This window comes from Mycolicibacterium parafortuitum (assembly GCF_002086815.1).
GTDB classification, from domain to species: domain Bacteria; phylum Actinomycetota; class Actinomycetes; order Mycobacteriales; family Mycobacteriaceae; genus Mycobacterium; species Mycobacterium parafortuitum.
This window is the reverse complement of record NZ_MVID01000010.1, coordinates 55425-70999: the sequence shown is the minus strand read 5'-3', so window position 1 is coordinate 70999 and position 15575 is coordinate 55425. Positions and strand designations below refer to the sequence as shown.

The 15575-nt window shown below is 66.2% G+C and carries 11 protein-coding genes; 6 read left to right on the top strand and 5 right to left on the bottom strand.

The annotated features are described in order from the left end of the window. Positions 1-209: 209 nt before the first annotated feature. Positions 210-1400, top strand: a complete 1191-nt coding sequence (locus BST38_RS13305; protein ID WP_083143804.1) for an alkane 1-monooxygenase — start codon at positions 210-212, stop codon at positions 1398-1400. Here the strand turns inward: BST38_RS13305 and BST38_RS13300 are convergent. Beyond that, on the bottom strand, positions 1380-2237 hold the full coding sequence (locus BST38_RS13300; RefSeq protein WP_083143803.1) for an SDR family NAD(P)-dependent oxidoreductase: 858 nt from the start codon (positions 2235-2237) through the stop codon (positions 1380-1382). The two genes, BST38_RS13305 and BST38_RS13300, sit on opposite strands and share 21 nt — an antisense overlap. A 708-nt stretch (positions 2238-2945) precedes the next feature. Between BST38_RS13300 and BST38_RS13295 the strand changes: the two genes are divergently transcribed. The 5 genes from BST38_RS13295 (at position 2946) to BST38_RS13275 (ending at position 8886) form a co-directional block, all read left to right on the top strand. Next, a complete protein-coding gene (locus tag BST38_RS13295; RefSeq protein WP_237160789.1) occupies positions 2946-4169 on the top strand; it encodes a PE-PPE domain-containing protein in 1224 nt (407 codons plus the stop codon). Between the two features lie 168 nt (positions 4170-4337). Beyond that, entirely contained in the window at positions 4338-5819 is a 1482-nt protein-coding gene (locus BST38_RS13290; RefSeq protein ID WP_083143801.1) for a flavin-containing monooxygenase, read from the top strand. Between the two features lie 60 nt (positions 5820-5879). Then, on the top strand, positions 5880-6545 hold the full coding sequence (locus BST38_RS13285; protein ID WP_083143800.1) for a cutinase family protein: 666 nt from the start codon (positions 5880-5882) through the stop codon (positions 6543-6545). Positions 6546-6749: 204 nt separating this feature from the next. Then, positions 6750-8006 carry a PE-PPE domain-containing protein gene (locus BST38_RS13280; protein ID WP_083143799.1) on the top strand — a complete coding sequence of 419 codons (1257 nt, stop codon included), beginning with the start codon at positions 6750-6752 and terminating at the stop codon, positions 8004-8006. 52 nt (positions 8007-8058) lie between these two features. Beyond that, positions 8059-8886 (top strand): class I SAM-dependent methyltransferase, encoded by an 828-nt coding sequence (locus BST38_RS13275; RefSeq protein WP_083143798.1) that lies wholly within the window; start codon positions 8059-8061, stop codon positions 8884-8886. Here BST38_RS13275 and BST38_RS13270 read toward each other — a convergent pair. The 4 genes from BST38_RS13270 to BST38_RS13255 all read right to left on the bottom strand — a co-directional run bounded on the left by BST38_RS13270 (position 8883) and on the right by BST38_RS13255 (position 15487). Further along, positions 8883-10244 carry a cytochrome P450 gene (locus BST38_RS13270; protein WP_083143797.1) on the bottom strand — a complete coding sequence of 454 codons (1362 nt, stop codon included), beginning with the start codon at positions 10242-10244 and terminating at the stop codon, positions 8883-8885. The genes BST38_RS13275 and BST38_RS13270 overlap by 4 nt on opposite strands. Positions 10245-10306: 62 nt before the next feature. Then, a complete protein-coding gene (locus tag BST38_RS13265) occupies positions 10307-11791 on the bottom strand; it encodes a flavin-containing monooxygenase (RefSeq protein WP_083143796.1) in 1485 nt (494 codons plus the stop codon). A 35-nt stretch (positions 11792-11826) separates the two neighbouring features. Beyond that, positions 11827-14184: a PE-PPE domain-containing protein gene (locus BST38_RS13260; RefSeq protein ID WP_083143795.1), complete on the bottom strand. Its 2358-nt coding sequence runs from the start codon at positions 14182-14184 to the stop codon at positions 11827-11829. Positions 14185-14689: 505 nt separating this feature from the next. Continuing rightward, positions 14690-15487, bottom strand: coding sequence for an alpha/beta hydrolase (locus BST38_RS13255; RefSeq protein ID WP_083143794.1), 798 nt, complete (start codon positions 15485-15487; stop codon positions 14690-14692). Positions 15488-15575: the final 88 nt, after the last annotated feature.

Below are 15575 nucleotides of genomic sequence, written 5' to 3'. Positions count from 1 at the left end.
GCCCAGGACCGCACTGAGCCTGACCTCACCGGCCTGAGCAGGCGCCCAGCAACTGCGCGGCCCTGCCAAGGGAAACGACGGGTGCGCAAACACGTTCGCTGACGCGGTGGACGGACCAGAGCGGCAATGGTATGACAGCGTTACCCTATTGTCGCTTGGAGTTGCGATGATCGGGATACCGTCCGGCTACGAGGGGGACAGGTCGACAGATGCCGACTATGCAGCGCACGTTGCGGGGCACCGGTCGGTCGGCTGCGGCCATCCCGTCGTGGCGGGACCGGAAGCGGTACCTCTGGTTGCTCGCGCTGGTGATCCCGTCGCTGATCCCGTTATCGGCGGTGGCGGTCTCGCTGAGCGGATCCGGCCTGTTCTGGTGGTCCGGGCCGCTGCTGATGTTCATCGTGATCCCGGTGTCGGACTACCTCGTGGGCCCCGATGCCGACAACCCGCCCGAGAGTGCGGTCGCGATCCTGGAGAGCGACCCCTACTACCGCTGGGCCACGTACGCCTACCTGCCCGCGCAGTATCTGTCGCTGGTGCTGGCGTGCTGGCTCTGGAGCGGGCGGGCCGGGATCCCGATGAGCGACCTCGACAAGGTCGGGCTGATGCTCACGGTCGGCGGCATCGCCGGTGTCGCGATCAACACGGCGCACGAGCTGGGCCATCAGCGTGCCCGGGCGGAACGCCGGCTGAGCAAGGTCGCGCTGGCCCAGACCGGGTACGGCCATTTCTACGTCGAGCACAACCGCGGCCACCATTCGCGGGTGGCCACCCCGGAAGACCCGGCATCCGCGCGGCTGGGCGAGACTCTCTATGCGTTCGTGTTCCGCTCCGCGTGGGGCGGTCTGCGGTCGGCGTGGCGGCTGGAACGCAAACGGCTGAACCGGCGCGGCAAGTCGACCTGGAGCCTGCACAACGACGTCCTGAACTCCTGGCTGATAACAGTCATCCTGTTCTCGGTGTTGGTCGCCGTGTTCGGGTTGCACGTACTGTTCTGGCTGATCGGCCAGGCGATCGTCGGCATCTGCCTGCTGGAGTCGATCAATTACCTTGAGCACTACGGACTTCGGCGCCAGAAGCGCCGCGACGGCCACTACGAACAGGTTCGGCCCGCGCACAGCTGGAACAGCAACTCGGTGATCTCCAACGTGTTCCTGTTCCACCTGCAGCGCCATTCCGACCACCACGCCAATCCGCACCGCCGGTTCCAGGCGCTCTGCCACGCCGACGAGGCGCCGCAGTTGCCGTCGGGTTACGCGACGATGGTGATGCTGGCGATGGTTCCGCCGTTGTGGCGCCGGGTGATGGACCCCCGCGTCGTCGCCCACTACGACGGCGATGTGCGCAAGGCGGCGCTGAGCCCGCGCACGGAGCGCAGGTTACTGAAGCGGTTCGGCTGACTGGACCTCGCGGGTGCGTTGCAGCGCCACCGCGGCGGTACGCATCGAGAGGCCCGGGGAGAGCCGCTCCAGGTACCACAACGCCTTCCACCAACGGGGCACCACGATGATCGCCTCGTTGCGCAGCACGCCCCGCAGCGCCTTGTCGGCGAACACCTCGGGATCCATCGGGCGCAGCTTCTCCCCCAGCTTGAGCTGATCCTCGCGGCTGACGCTCTTGTTCCGGCCGTACTCACCACCGGTGAGGATCGGTGTGCGCACCACGCCCGGGCACAGCACCGAGACGCGCACCCCGTGGGTCGCCCCCTCGACGCGCATCGTCTTCGACAGCGCGACGACGGCGTGTTTGGTCGCCGTGTAGCCGCCCTGCGCCGCGGTGGTGATCAGCCCCGCCATGGACGCGGTGTTGATGATGTGGCCGCTGCCCTGGCGGATCATCCGCGGGTAAGCGGCCTGGACGCCGTTGATGACACCGCGCAGGTTCACGTCGATGATGTCGTCCCAGTCCTGCAGGGTCAGGGTGTCGACCTCGCCGCCGATGCCGATCCCGGCATTGTTGAACAGATAGTCGATCCGGCCCGAGGTGTCGACGGTCGCCGCGATCGCGTTCTCGACGGCGTCGGGGTCGCGAACGTCGAGTCCGACGGCATGAGCGACGGCACCGGTGCCGCGGAGCCGTTGCGCCAACTCTTCGGCGGGGCCGGTCTGACGGTCGGCGATCCACACGTCGCTCCCTGCCGCGGCCAGGCGCGTGGCCAGTGCCGCCCCTATCCCTGATGCGCCACCGGTGACGAAGGCGACCTTTCCTGACAGCTGCGACGTGTCTGTGGATGCCATTCGGGTAACGATAACGGGCCGCCGTGCGCCCGTGTCGGGTCGATCCGAGTGACCGCGCGGGTGCACTCGAATTCCGTTGGGGTGCAGCAGTTCAGCCGGCTCCGGCGACCGGTGAGCGCGCAGGTCGCAGGCCTCGTCGCAGCCGATCCTGTCACGGTGTGTCAGATTTGTTTGCCACGCGGGCGACCCCTGCGGCCGGGCCGTCCCCGTACCCCCGCCGCGGCGCCAATCACGCCCTAGCCGAGGAGCGGTATCGCGCCCGAAAGCCCATTGTCCCGTTCCCCGGGACAGGATATGTGCTGAGTGGGATGGTCCAGACCAAGAACTTTTATTAGCCGTGGACCTGTAGGCAAACTAATTGGTTCGGCGATATAAGGACGGTCAGATCGTCGCCACGTGCGGGGTCGGTGAGCGCATTCTGCACGGTCTGCGTACTCGATCCGCGGGTCGAGAGCGAGGGCGCAATGTCCTCCCGAGATGCGAAACTCACAGTGACGAACCACCTACAGCAATTCAATTTCCGTTTGCTAGGAATACACATATTAAAAATTCTCGGTTTTGCTGTGCAGACGCCGATCGGCGCGCAATATGCTCATCTCGCGCCGGAGGTGGCGCGTTGCTTCACTGCTACTAATCGGGGAGATCAGAATGCGCAGAAGCTTTCGAAAAGCGGGAGTCGCCTGCGGTGCGGTCTTTGCTTCGGCGACGGTGGCACTGTCCGCCGCGACCGGCGCGCAGGCCCTCAACACGGCGGTCGCGGTCGGCGGACTCGGTACGCCCGATATGCATGAGATCGTCATCTCGCCGTTGCTCGGCGGCAAGCTCGCCCGCGAGAACGATGTGCTCGACGGCGTGGAGTGGCCGGCCCAGGCCGGGCCGTACACCGGCAGGAACGATATGACCCTCGGTCAGTCGATCACCGCCGGAATCATCAGTCTCGACGCGCATTTCGACGCCGCGATGCTCGCCGCCAACAGGCCGGGTGACGTGGTCACGGTCGTCGGTTTCTCGGCCGGCTCCCTGGTCGTCAACGACTGGATGAGGACTCTGATCAACGATCCCGACGCTCCGGACAAGAACGAGGTCAAGTTCATCCTGGTCGCCGACTCCAGCCGGCAGAAGCTCCTCAAGGACTCGCAGTACAACCCGCGCTACGACTACACCTATCTGCCCGCGCCGCAGACCATCTACGACATCGACGTCGTCACCGGCGAGTACGACGGCGCCGCAGACCTGCCGGACCGGTGGTGGAACTTCCTGGCCCTGGCCAACGCGGTCGCGGGCGGCATCTTCGTGCACGTGCCGATGATGTTGCAGGACTACGAGGCGGTGACGCCCGAGGGGAACATCACCCGGGTGACCAACGATCTCGGCGGCACCACGACCACCTATCTGGTACCGACGAAGAAGCTGCCGCTGGTTCAGCTGCTGCCGTTCCTGGCTCCCCGGGAGGCCGAGCTGAAGGCCATGATCGACAAGGGCTACAGCCGCAACGACAACCGCACCACCACCGCCGGGGTTTCGAGCGCAGCCGCGCTGGCCACCCCCGCGGTCGTGCAGGAGCCGGTCGCCGACGAGGACGACGTCGCGTCGGTCGACAAGATCAGCGCCGACACCGACACAGACACCGATGAAGCGCCGAAGAAGCGCACCAGCGCCAAGCCTGCGGTGAGCGACGACGATTCCGATGCCGACGCGGCGAAGGACGCGGACTCCGCCAAGGCCGACGCGGACTCTGCCAAGGCGGACGACGACAAGGCTGACAACGCCGACAAGGCTGACAAGGCCGACACGGTGCGCAAGGCCGGTAAGTCCGGCAAGGACGGCGACGACGACGGCGCCAAGGGCTCGACGAGCTCCGCGGACTCCGACTCGTCAGGAGGTTCGTCGTCGCAAGGAACTGGGTCGTCTGACTCCGGCTCCTCGGAGTAACCTCCCCGGACTCGAGGTCGCTGACGGAGGACGCCCGCCCGGAGCCCCGGCATCACGCCGGGGCTTCGTGGTGTGTCCGGCGATAATTGACGGAAACGTGACACTTTAGCCGACGCTGCCCCGGCTTCGTTGGCTGATGAATGATTTGCTGTGAGGTAGCGTTGACACATGTTTGATCCGCAGTACGACGTCATCGTCGTCGGAGCTGGGTTCGGCGGAATGGGGGCCGCCATCCAGTTGAAGAAAATGGGCTACGAGAACATTCTCATCGTTGATCGTGAGGATGATCTGGGTGGGACGTGGCACGTCAACCATTACCCGGGCCTGGCGGTCGACATTCCGTCCCCCACGTATTCGTACTGGTTCGAACCCAATCCGCACTGGTCACGGCTGTATGCGCCGGGGACCGAGCTGAAGAAGTACGCCGACCACGTCGCCGACAAATACGACGTCCGCAGGCACATGCGGTTCAACTGCGCCGTCGACGGCGCGAGGTGGGACGACGACACCGAGACCTGGCAGGTCGCGCTGGCCGGCGGGGAAACTCTGACCTCTAGGTTTCTGATCACCGCGACCGGGTATCTGTCGCAGCCGCGCAAGCCCGACATCCCCGGTATCGAGGATTTCGCCGGCCGGATCGTGCACAGCATGGACTGGGACGACAGCTATTCCCCCGCGGGGGACCGCATCGGCCTGATCGGGACCGGCGCCACCGCGGTGCAACTGATCCCCCAGCTGATGAAGGACGCTGCCGAGCTCACGGTGTACCAGCGCACACCGATCCATGTCGTGCCGAAGGTCGATTTCCCGATCCCGCCGTGGCTGCGCCGGGCATTCGCCCGGGTTCCGCTGCTGCAGCGCGCGTTCCGCGCCGGCAGCGATGTGGGCCTGGAGACGATGATGATCCTGTCGGTACTGAACTTCAAATACTTCCGGCAGCTGAACACCGTCGCCGACCTGACGTCGCGCGCGCTGCGATTCGTCTCGATCCGGGACAAGGAACTTCGCGCCAAGCTGACGCCGCATTACGAGTTCGGATGCAAACGTCCGACCTATTCGAACGCGTACTACCGCGCGTTCACCAAGCCGAACGTGCATCTTCAGGCGTCCGGGATCGAGCATGTCGAACCGGACGGCATCGTCGCGTGCGACGGCACGAAGACCCAGATCGACACCCTGGTGTTGTGCACCGGATTCGATCTCTGGGAGGCGAACATCCCCGCGATCGAGGTGATCGGTCGCGACGCCCGCAATCTCGGGAAGTGGTGGCGCGACAACGGCTTCCAGGCCTATCAGGGCGTCTCGATCCCCGCGTTCCCGAACTTCCTGAGCCTGGCCGGACCCTATGCCTCCAGCGGTCTGTCGTATTTCGCGACCGTGGAGTACCAGATGCGCCACATGGACCGGCTGTTCGGGGAGCTGCAGCGGCGCAATGCGACGACCTTCGAGGTGACCCCGGAGGCCAATGCCGAGTTCCGGGAGCGGATGTCGAAGCTGCTGGGCAAGACGGTGTTCGGGCTCGGTGACTGTGCCGGGTCGCGGTCGTACTACTTCAGCCCCAGCGGGGAGACCCTGGTGCGGCCCGCATCGACGAACCAGACCAACCGGGAGAACGACAGCTTTCCGCTGACCGACTACACGTTCGCCTGAAAACCCCAGCTCAGCAATGGTTTCGGCGATCCGCTCACAGCAATGTGTCAGCATGGATTCATGCTGTTGAAGTGGATGTCCGGAGTGGCGGGCGCGGCGGTGCTGGCGATGGTGGCAAGCCTGCAGGCGGTGATCGGGATACCCACGGCGGCCGCACAGCCGTGCCCCGACGTCGAGGTGATCTTCGCCCGCGGCACCGGGGCACCCGCGGGACTCGGCTGGCTGGGCAATGCGTTCGTCGACTCGTTGCGCGGCAAACTGCAGGGACGCACGGTCGGCGCGTACGGCGTCAACTATCCGGCGAGTTTCGACTTCGACGTGTCGGCACCGTTGGGCGCCGCGGACGCGACGGGCCGGGTGCAGTGGATGGCCGACAACTGCCCTGACACCAAACTGGTGCTCGGCGGGAACTCCCAGGGGGCCGGGGTGATCGATCTGATCACCGTCGACCCGAAGCCGCTCGGCCGTTTCACCCCCACACCGCTGCCGGCCCATCTGGCCGATCGTGTCGCGGCCGTCGCGGTGTTCGGAAATCCGTTGCGTAACATCCCCGGTGGCGGTCCGCTGCCCGCCGTCAGCGGCGTGTACGGGCCCAGGACGATCGACCTGTGCGGCCTCGACGATCCGTTCTGCTCGTCCGGCCTCAATTTCCCCGCGCACTTCTCGTACATCAAGAACGGGATGGTCGACGAAGCCGCCAACTTCGTCGCGGACCGACTCCGCTAGCGGATGCCAACTGGCCTGGGCCGCGTGGCAAACATAGCTAACCAAGTGGCCGACGTCGTTCACAGCCGTCACACAGCGTGCCCAGATTGTGAATATTCCGTAATCACAAATCGGAAATGCGTTGATGTTTGAGGTGTGACGACGGGGGGAAGACGCGTACCCTGATGTGGTCAGCAAACGCTGCGGGGCTTACGAGGGGGATGTATGGGAACTCGACACCGAGCCGGGACGCGCAAGCGCCGGCGTAGCGCATCGGGGATCGCCGCCGCGCTGGCCGTTCCGCTGGTCGCACTTCCGGTCGGCATGGCCGACGCGTCGGCAGCAGCGACGCAAGAACATTCGGCCACATACAACTACTTTCCCACCGAACCGACCCGCGTCCTGACGCTCAGCCTGCTCCCCGGCGGCAACGACGATGATCTGCAGGGCGTCATGTGCGAGTCGCCTCGCACCTGCAAGAACGTGGTGTACTCGCGTGCCTCCACGCCGTCCGCGGTCGCGGTGCTCGACGCGGTGCTGCGGGACGGCACGGATGGCAAACAGATCGTGTTCGCCTACAGCCAGGGCGCCCGGGTCGCCGCGGCGTGGATGCGCGAACACGGCGCGACGGAGGGCGTCCCAGGCCCGGAGAACCTCAGCTTCGTCCTGATGGGTAACCCCGCCCGCAAGTACAACGGGTCCGACAAGCTCCGCGGTGACGATGTCTTCCCGGACCTCGGCTACCACATCATCGACGTGTCCCAGGAATACGACATGGCCTCGGACTTCCCGGACGACACGACGAATCTGCTGGCGATGCTGAACTCGACGGCCGCCTTCTTCCTCACCCATCAGGACTACGAGCCCGTCGACATCTACGACCCGGCCAACTATGTGTGGACCGAGGGAGACATCACCTACGTCTTCGTTCCGACCAAGACCTTGCCGCTGCTACAGCCGCTGAAATGGTTCGGGCTCGGTTTCGTCGCCGACATGCTCAACGCGCCACTCAAGGAGATCGTCGACCGCGCCTACGATCGCTCGTATCTGCCGGCGCAGCCGGGGCTTCCGCCCGCCCCGGATCCCGAACCGGAGGGGCCGCAGCAGGATTCGGCACGCGCTGAGGCCACCCTGGTGCAGTCGACCGCCGCCCGCACCGAACCCGTCCGCGGCAAGACCGTCCGCGCACTTGAGCCCGCCGCGGTGGAGGCCGACGACGAGGTTGTGGACGCGATTGCTGACGACGAGGTGGTCGACGACGTGGTCGACAGCGACGACGAGGTCATCGACGACGAGGACGCCGCCGAGGTTGTCGACGACGTGATCGACGACGAGGACGCCGCAGACGAGGCGGCCGACACCGGCACCGAGGCAGACACCGACACCGGGGCAGACACAGACACCGGCGCCACGTCCGCCAAATCCGCCGACACCGGCGACACCGGCGACACCGGCGACAGCAGCACCGGAGGGGACGAATAGTCGCTTGCGGCGGCGTTTTCCGCAGCCCGGCCTGATGTGCTTGGGTGGTTGCATGGACGTCAGCGGCCTCGCCCCGATCGAACAGACCGCACTGCTCACCGAGTACTGCCGTGCTCTCGACGCCCGGGCTGCGCGTCCGATCCTCGGCGATCCGCTCGCCGATGCGACGGTGCGCCAGATCGACCATGACTTCACCGCACTGGGCGCCACGCCCAGCGTGGTGGCGTTGGTCGCGCTGCGCGCCAAGATGCTCGACGAGCGGATCCGCGCGTTCGTGTCGGACCACCCCGACGCGGTGGTCGTCGACCTCGGGGCGGGGCTGAGCAGTGCGGTGTTCCGGGTGGATCCGCCGGCGTCGGTCGACTGGTTCAGCGTCGACCTGCCCGCGGTCGTCGCGCTGCGCGCCGCCGTCGTGCCGTCTCACGCACACGCCCGGACCGTCGCGGCCAGTGTGTTGCGCCCGGACTGGACGGCAAATATCCCGGCCGAACGGCCCGCGTTCGTGTTCGCCGACGGCCTTTTCGCGTTCCTCGACAAGGACTCCGTCGTCGGCATCCTCACGCGGATCACCGACCATTTCGCGTCCGGTGTGGTCGCGTTCAACGACTACGGGCCGGTCGGTAAGGCCAACCAGTTCATCGGGCGGCTGACCACGTCACGAAACGCGAGTTCGCCGCACCGCCAGTGGAACTTTCCAGGCTTCAAGGACGCCCGGCAGCCGCAGAGCTGGAATTCCCGCCTGCGGTTGATCGACGAATCCAGCGCCATGCACCGGCCGGAGACAGCGCTCTTCCCGACTGGGCTGCGGTTGGCGAGCAGGCTGTCGCGCCGGGTTCCGTCCATCGCGCGCAAGGCACGCGTGCTGCAGTACCGCTTCTAGCGCGAGGTTTCGGCGGCCGACACCGTATCCGCGGGTGCGGTCTTGGCGCGCCGACGTACGACGGCTCGGCCACCGCGGCCCGGCGTCACCGTCACGCCCCGGCTGTGGGGTTTCTCGTCCGGCTCGGTTGTCGGCTCGAGCCGGAACTCCCGCAGCATCGTGCGCAGCACGACCTCCATCTCCATGGTCGCGAACGACGCACCGATGCAGCGCATCATGCCGCCGCCGAACGGAATCCACGCGAACGGGTTGGGCGGGTTGCCGATGAATCGGTCCGGGTCGAAGCGTTCCGGGTCCGGGAAACTCTGCTCGGCAGCCATCGCGAGCTGCGTGCTGGCCATGATGGTGTCCCCTTCGGGAATCACCCACTCCCCCAACCGGATTCGTGTCCGCGCGCGCCGCAGGGCCGCGGTCAGCACCGGGCGGGTGCGCTGCGATTCGGCGATGGTCGCCGTCATCAGCTCCGTACCGCCCTCGTCGACCTCCGCCGACAGCCGCTCCAGCAGTTCCGGATGTCGGCGAATGCGCTCGATCGTCCACGCCAGCTGGGTCGAGGTGGTCTCGTGCCCGGCGACCAGCATGGTCAGCAGCTCGTCGACGATGAACGGATCCGGGATCGGCTCTCCGTTGTCGTACCTCGCCTGCAGCAGCAGCGACAGCACGTCGCCGCGCTCGGCGAAGTCCGGGTCCGACCGCGCGTCGTCGATCAGCTGCTTGCAGATCTCGTCCATCCGGCGGCGGTACCGGGAGAACTTCCCGCCAGGGCTCCACGCGCCGAAGTCCTTGCGCACCACAGACGGCAGCAGCGCGATCTTGGAACCGAACTCGACGGCGGCCGGGATCACCACCCGCAGCTCGTCGAGCTCGTCACCCTTGGCGCCGAAGACCGCGCGCAGGATGGTGTTGAGCGTGATCCGCATCATCGGCTCGAGCGTCTCGAACTCGACGCCTTCGGGCCACGCCTGCATCTCGCGGATCACCTCTTGTTCGGTGATGTCCTCGTACGCGCGCATGTTCTTGCCGTTGAACGGCGGGAGCAGCAACCGGCGGCGGGCCAGCAGCTCGTCACCTTCGAGATTGAAGATGGACCCGGGGCCGAGGACGTCGCCACCCAGGTTGTTCTGCGGGCGCCCGACCAACTCGCGGCTGGTGCTGAACAGGTCCTTGACCAGGACGGGGTCGCTGATCACCACGGTCTCGCCGAATACCGGCAGCTGCAGCGTGAACGTCGGTCCGTAACGCCGCCCCAGCGCGGCGACCGAGCCGTACCGGAAGGCCAGCACAGCACCGCCCTGAATCAGCTTCGGCATCCGCGGGCCCGGCGGCAGCCGCACGGGATCGCTTGTGGCGGTAGCCATGTCGTCACCCCTTGGTGTTCGGTGTCCCTTGATGTTCGGTGTGTTGTCGAGATGTCTGTCGGTCAGGCGATGGCGTAGTCGCTGAGCGGGAACGTCGCTTGCTCCTTGACCGCCTGCCGGATCGACTGCGGACGGAACAGCGGCGCCTCACCCGAACTGTTGAACCAGTACGAGCGGGAGTTCGCACAGTTGCCCAGCCGGAACACCGAATCCTCCAGCAGTGTCTCCATCCGCTGCAGGAACGCGGCGTTGGCTTCCTCGGTCACCTCGAAGGTGTCGGCGCCGCGGCGCTGCAGTTCTCCGAAAAGCCGGTTCATATGGCGCATCTGGTATTCGACGGTGTCGAACCACGACATTCCGACCCATGCGTACGGGCTGGCTTGGGTGATCAGGTTCGGGAACAGTGGCACCGTCAGACCTTCGTAGGCCTGGAACTTGTTCTCCCGCCACCACTTCCCGAGATCGCGACCCTCGCGCCCGATCACCGGGATGGCCGGCAGGTTGGACTCCCACACGTCGAAGCCGGTGGCCAGCACCAAGCTGTCGATGACGCGCTTGGTGCCGTCCTTGGCGACGATCCCGTCGGGTTCGATGCGTTCGATGCCGGCGGTCTCCAGGTGCACGTGCGGCTTGTTGAACGTGCGGTAGTACGTGTTCGACAGCGTCGGGCGCTTGCAGCCGAAGTCGTAACCCGGTGTGAGCTGCCGACGCAGACGCCTGTCCCGGATCGCCAGGAACCGGTGCAGCGCCCCGATCTTGGCCGCGGCGGTGTTGACCGGACGGAACTGCCGGAACTTCCACATCGCGATCGTCACCATGACGTCCATGAACGCGTCGCTGGACATCCGCAGGAACTGTTGGGTGGCAGGGAACTTCGCGAACAGCCGCTGCGCGGCGGGACCGAACGGGAAGTCCAGCTTCGGCATCACCCAGATCGGGGTGCGCTGGTAGACCGTCAGCTCGGAGACGTCCTCGGCGAGCTTGGGGATCAGCTGCACACCGGTGGAGCCGGTACCGATGATCGCGGCGTTGCGCCCCTTCAGCGAGTAGCCGTAGTCCCAGTCCTGCGCGTGCAGCACCGTGCCCGCGAAGTCCTCGATGCCGGGGATGTCGGGCTTCTTCGGCTGGCACAGGTATCCGGTGGCCAGGATCAGGAACTGGGTTCGCAGTGTCTCACCGGTGACCAGCGACACCAGCCAGTGCCGGGTCTCCTCGTCCCACCGCGCACCTTCGACGGTGGTGTTGAACCGCATGTACCGGCGCAGGTCGTACTTGTCCGCGACGTGGTCGGCGTAGGTCTTCAGCTCCGAGCCCGGGGCATACAGCCGCGACCAGTACGGATTCGGTTCGAACCAGTACGAATACGTGGTGGACGGGACGTCAACCGTCAGGCCTGGATAACGGTTGACGTGCCACGTACCCCCGAGATCGTCCTCGCGATCGAGGATGGCGATCTTCTGATAACCCAACCGGTTGAGTTGGATAGCGGCGCCCATCCCGCCGAAACCTGCACCGACGATAACGGCGTCAAACTGCTCCGTACTCACGTGGCGATACTACGGCCCTTCACGAACGGCCCTTCTCAGTCGTCGCTGCCGGCGCTGCCCGAGCCCCCGCCGCTGCCCTTGCTACCAGCCCCGACGCCCGACGCGGACTTCTTGGTGTCCTTCGCCGAGCTCGTGGACTCAGACTTGGAGTCGGTCTTGGACTCAGACTTCGCGTCGGACTTGGACTCAGACTGGGAGTCAGACTTGGCATCGGCCTTGTCGGCCTTGTCGGACTTGTCGCTCTCGGAATCCGTGCTCGGCTTCGAAGGCTTCGCGGGCTTGCCGGACTTGGCAGGCTTGGTGGCCGCCTCGTCGTCGGTACCGGTGGTGTCGTCGTCGGCACCGGCCGCGGGAGTCTCGGCGGTGTCGTCCGCCGGAGCCTCGGCCGGGGTCTTGTCGAACTTGTCGATCAAGTCCTTGACCGCCGCCTCGATGAGGTTCGGCTTCGCCTCCGTCTGCTCGTCGCCGGCCTCGTCACCGGTGGTCGCCGCGTCGCCGTCGACAGCTGCCTTGGCGGACAGGGGGCTGAACAGCGGGGTGCTGTCCCCGGTCGAGTCCTCGGCTTCGTCGCCTGCGCCGGTGTCCTCGGCCTCGGTGGAGTCCTCGGTCTCGGTCGCCTGCTCGCCGCGCAGTACGTCCAGGCCCGCCTTCTTCTCCCATTCCGGGTCCTCGACATCGGTGACACCCGGGACATCGGGACCGATGTACTTACCGGTCTCGGCGTCATACAGGTCCTTGACCGACGGCGGGATGTAGGCGCCCGGGTAGATGTCCCTGCCGACCTTCCAGTCGGCAGGCATGAACGGGTCGACCTTGTTGCACTGCGGGCACAGCAGCGGGGCCAGCGGCCGCGCCAGGTAGGCGAACGGCGTCATCTTCGGATTCCAGACGTAGCTCTTGGGCACGAACGGATTCCAGGTGGTGTTCAGGCCGTCGGCCAGGTTCTTGAACGCCTCGATCTGCGCCTGCAGGGTGGGGGTCTTGATGCCCTCCGGGCGCGAGATCAGGTGCTCCCAGAATCCCGTGGTCTCGCCGAACGGCTCGGGGTTGACCGTCTCGCCGTACCACTCGACCCGGTCGCCGGTCAGGCCGAGCTCCTGGCCCCAGTACGCCTCGACGTCGCTGACGGGGTTGTACTCGGGTGTGATCGGGCTGGTGAAGGTGAAGCCGCCCGGGGCGTAGAAGTCCCAGAGCTGGACCTTGAACATCTGATCGAGGATGGCTTGCGGGTCATCGCACGGCGGGAACCCGGTGCAGCCGGCGTTCATCGGCAGGTTGGCGCGCGCCCACCAGTCGGCGGTCTTGCCGAGCGGGGTCGAGATCGACGGGATCGCGACGAGGAAGTCGACGAACGCCCGGGTCATCTCCGGGTTCGCGGGATCCCAGCCCAGCACGTTGGTGGGCGTGTAGACCCACCAGCTGCCGCTGGCGCGCATCGCGTTGGCGAAACGATTCGTGCCCGCCACCGCGTAGTACGGCATGTTCGCGACCGTTTCCAGCAGGTTGATCGGTGCGTAGAAGATGCTCTTGTCGCGGCCCAACGGCGTCGTGGTGACGCGGTCGTCGCGGTCGTAGCCCTGCTCGATCAGGTACTGCAGCGGGCCGGTGAGCTCGTCGGCCAGGTCGTTGAGTCCGAGCCAGCGCAGCGGCTCGACCAGCGGGAGGGTCTTGGCGGGGACGAAGACGTACTCGATGCCGTCCTCGGTCCACTTGCTGTTGGCCGGGTCGTCGATGTCGACGTCGGAGTAGCCCTTGCCGAGGTGATTGGTGAAGAAGCCCATCGTGGCGTTCAGCGTGGCCAGCACGTTCAGGTTGTTGACCGGCATGTCGACGGTCGGGTCGTACTGCTGGGCGACGTCGATCACGCGGTACGGGCTGGTGGGCCACTTCTGGCCCCAGATGGTGCCGGAACCGCCGTACTTACGGCCCGGGTTGCCGATGACGATGAACGTCAGGTTCTCCGGAGCCGGGTAGGCCTCGGGATCCTCGAGATGCTTCTCCAGCCACTGCGAGGCGACGATGGCGCCCTCGCTGAAGCCGAAGATGGTGGTCTCTTCTCCGGGATTTCCGGCCAGCTCCCGCCGCAGCGCCTCGACGCCGAGACCGAAGTAGCCGGGACCGGTCCAGATCGGCGCGTACTCCAGCGCGTAGCACGGGGTTCCGCCGGTGCCGCCGCAGATGGTGCCCTGGAGCTGCTCGCCCATGTTGAGTGCATCAGGCGTCGGGTTGATCGTGACGACCCGGGCCGAAAGGGTGACCTGCTCGCTGACCTGCTTGGTGGCGACAGCCGCGCCGGCCGCAGGGGCCGGAGGGGCGATGGGGGCGAGCGCGATCACGCTCGACCCGACAATGGCAAGGCCCGTCGTCACGTACGGGCGAAGCGCTGAATGCATGTCCCAACCTTCCAGGTCGTTGCAATGTGATGACAATCCGATCACGGCAAAGGTGTGCGGAGATTATCACATACCTGAGCGCGCAAGGAATTGCTGGAGAGAATTTATGGCCACTCTATAAACGTGGAGAGAAAACCGTTGCCGATGCTGCGGAGGCGAACTTCCCCGGGTCCGGAAACTCGGCAAAGGTGCTGGCATGGAACGTTTCCAGCGGAGCGTCGACAGGCTTCGGCAATTGCTCTATTCAAATGTAAATAGACCATACCGTGCGGTTACGCCGGTTCCACGGCGTTCTGGTTAATTTGTAGCAAATCAATCCGCGGGCATGGTTACCACGCCGTAACCTGTGCGGGTACGGCTGGGTACACGAGGTGGCTCGCGCACCTTCCAGCAACATCGCTCAAGATCGGGAAAGCGTTACACCCAGTTTTGCTAGCCGCGTCAATTAGCTCGGGGTGGGAACTCTCGCTAGGTCACAGAAGTGGCACCGGCACCGCGACCCGGGTCACAGACCGCGGGCCGTGAGCCAGGAATCGATATGCGTCGCGACGGCCTCCCAGCCGGGTTCGAGCATCATGTTGTGGCCCATGCCGGGGAAGATCTTCGGTTCGGTGCGATAGGCCCGCGCGGTGGCCCGCACCTCGTTCGGGGTCACTGCCATCCGGTCCTCGAGTGCACCCAGCACCAGGACCGGGGTCCGCACCCGGCTCGGCCGCGGCAGGGCGGTGACCCCGTCCCGGCCCGAACGCGCACTCTCCTCTTGCAGGCGTGCGGCGCAGGCCGCGACGATCTCCTCCGGCGTGTGGGCGCTGAAGAAGCGTTCCCTCGTGGCCGCCACGGGGCTGACGTATGCGAGCGACTCCCCGGAAGCCGACGATTTCAGGAACTGCCACGGATGCCTGCGAAACCAGCGCAGGCCGGAGGCCAGGTAACCGCGCGGCGGCGCGGACGCCATCAGCACCGCGGCGGGGGCGTCGCGGCCCTCCAGGTACTTCTGCACCACGAAGCCGCCCATCGAGTGCCCGATCACCACCGGCGCGGACGGCAGATCGGCGGCCACCGCGGCGACGTCGTCGACGTAGTCGGCGATGGACAGCGACCGCAGCGGTTTGTCGGTCGGGCTGCCGCCGTGGCCGCGGAAGCTCAGCGCAACGGCGCGATAGCCGCGGCCGGCGAAGAAATCCAGGAAGTTCTCCTCCCAGCACCATGCCGCGTGCCAAGCGCCGTGCACGAACAACAGCGGTGCCGGGTGGACGTCGGTCGCACTTCCCCTGTCGATCACCTCGAGGCGCACAGATGCCATGGGTGAGTACAGACCTCTTCGATCGGGGACGGGAGTCAGACTTCCCGCAACCTACCACCGGCCCGCGTGGCGAAGCGCGGTCGTGCGG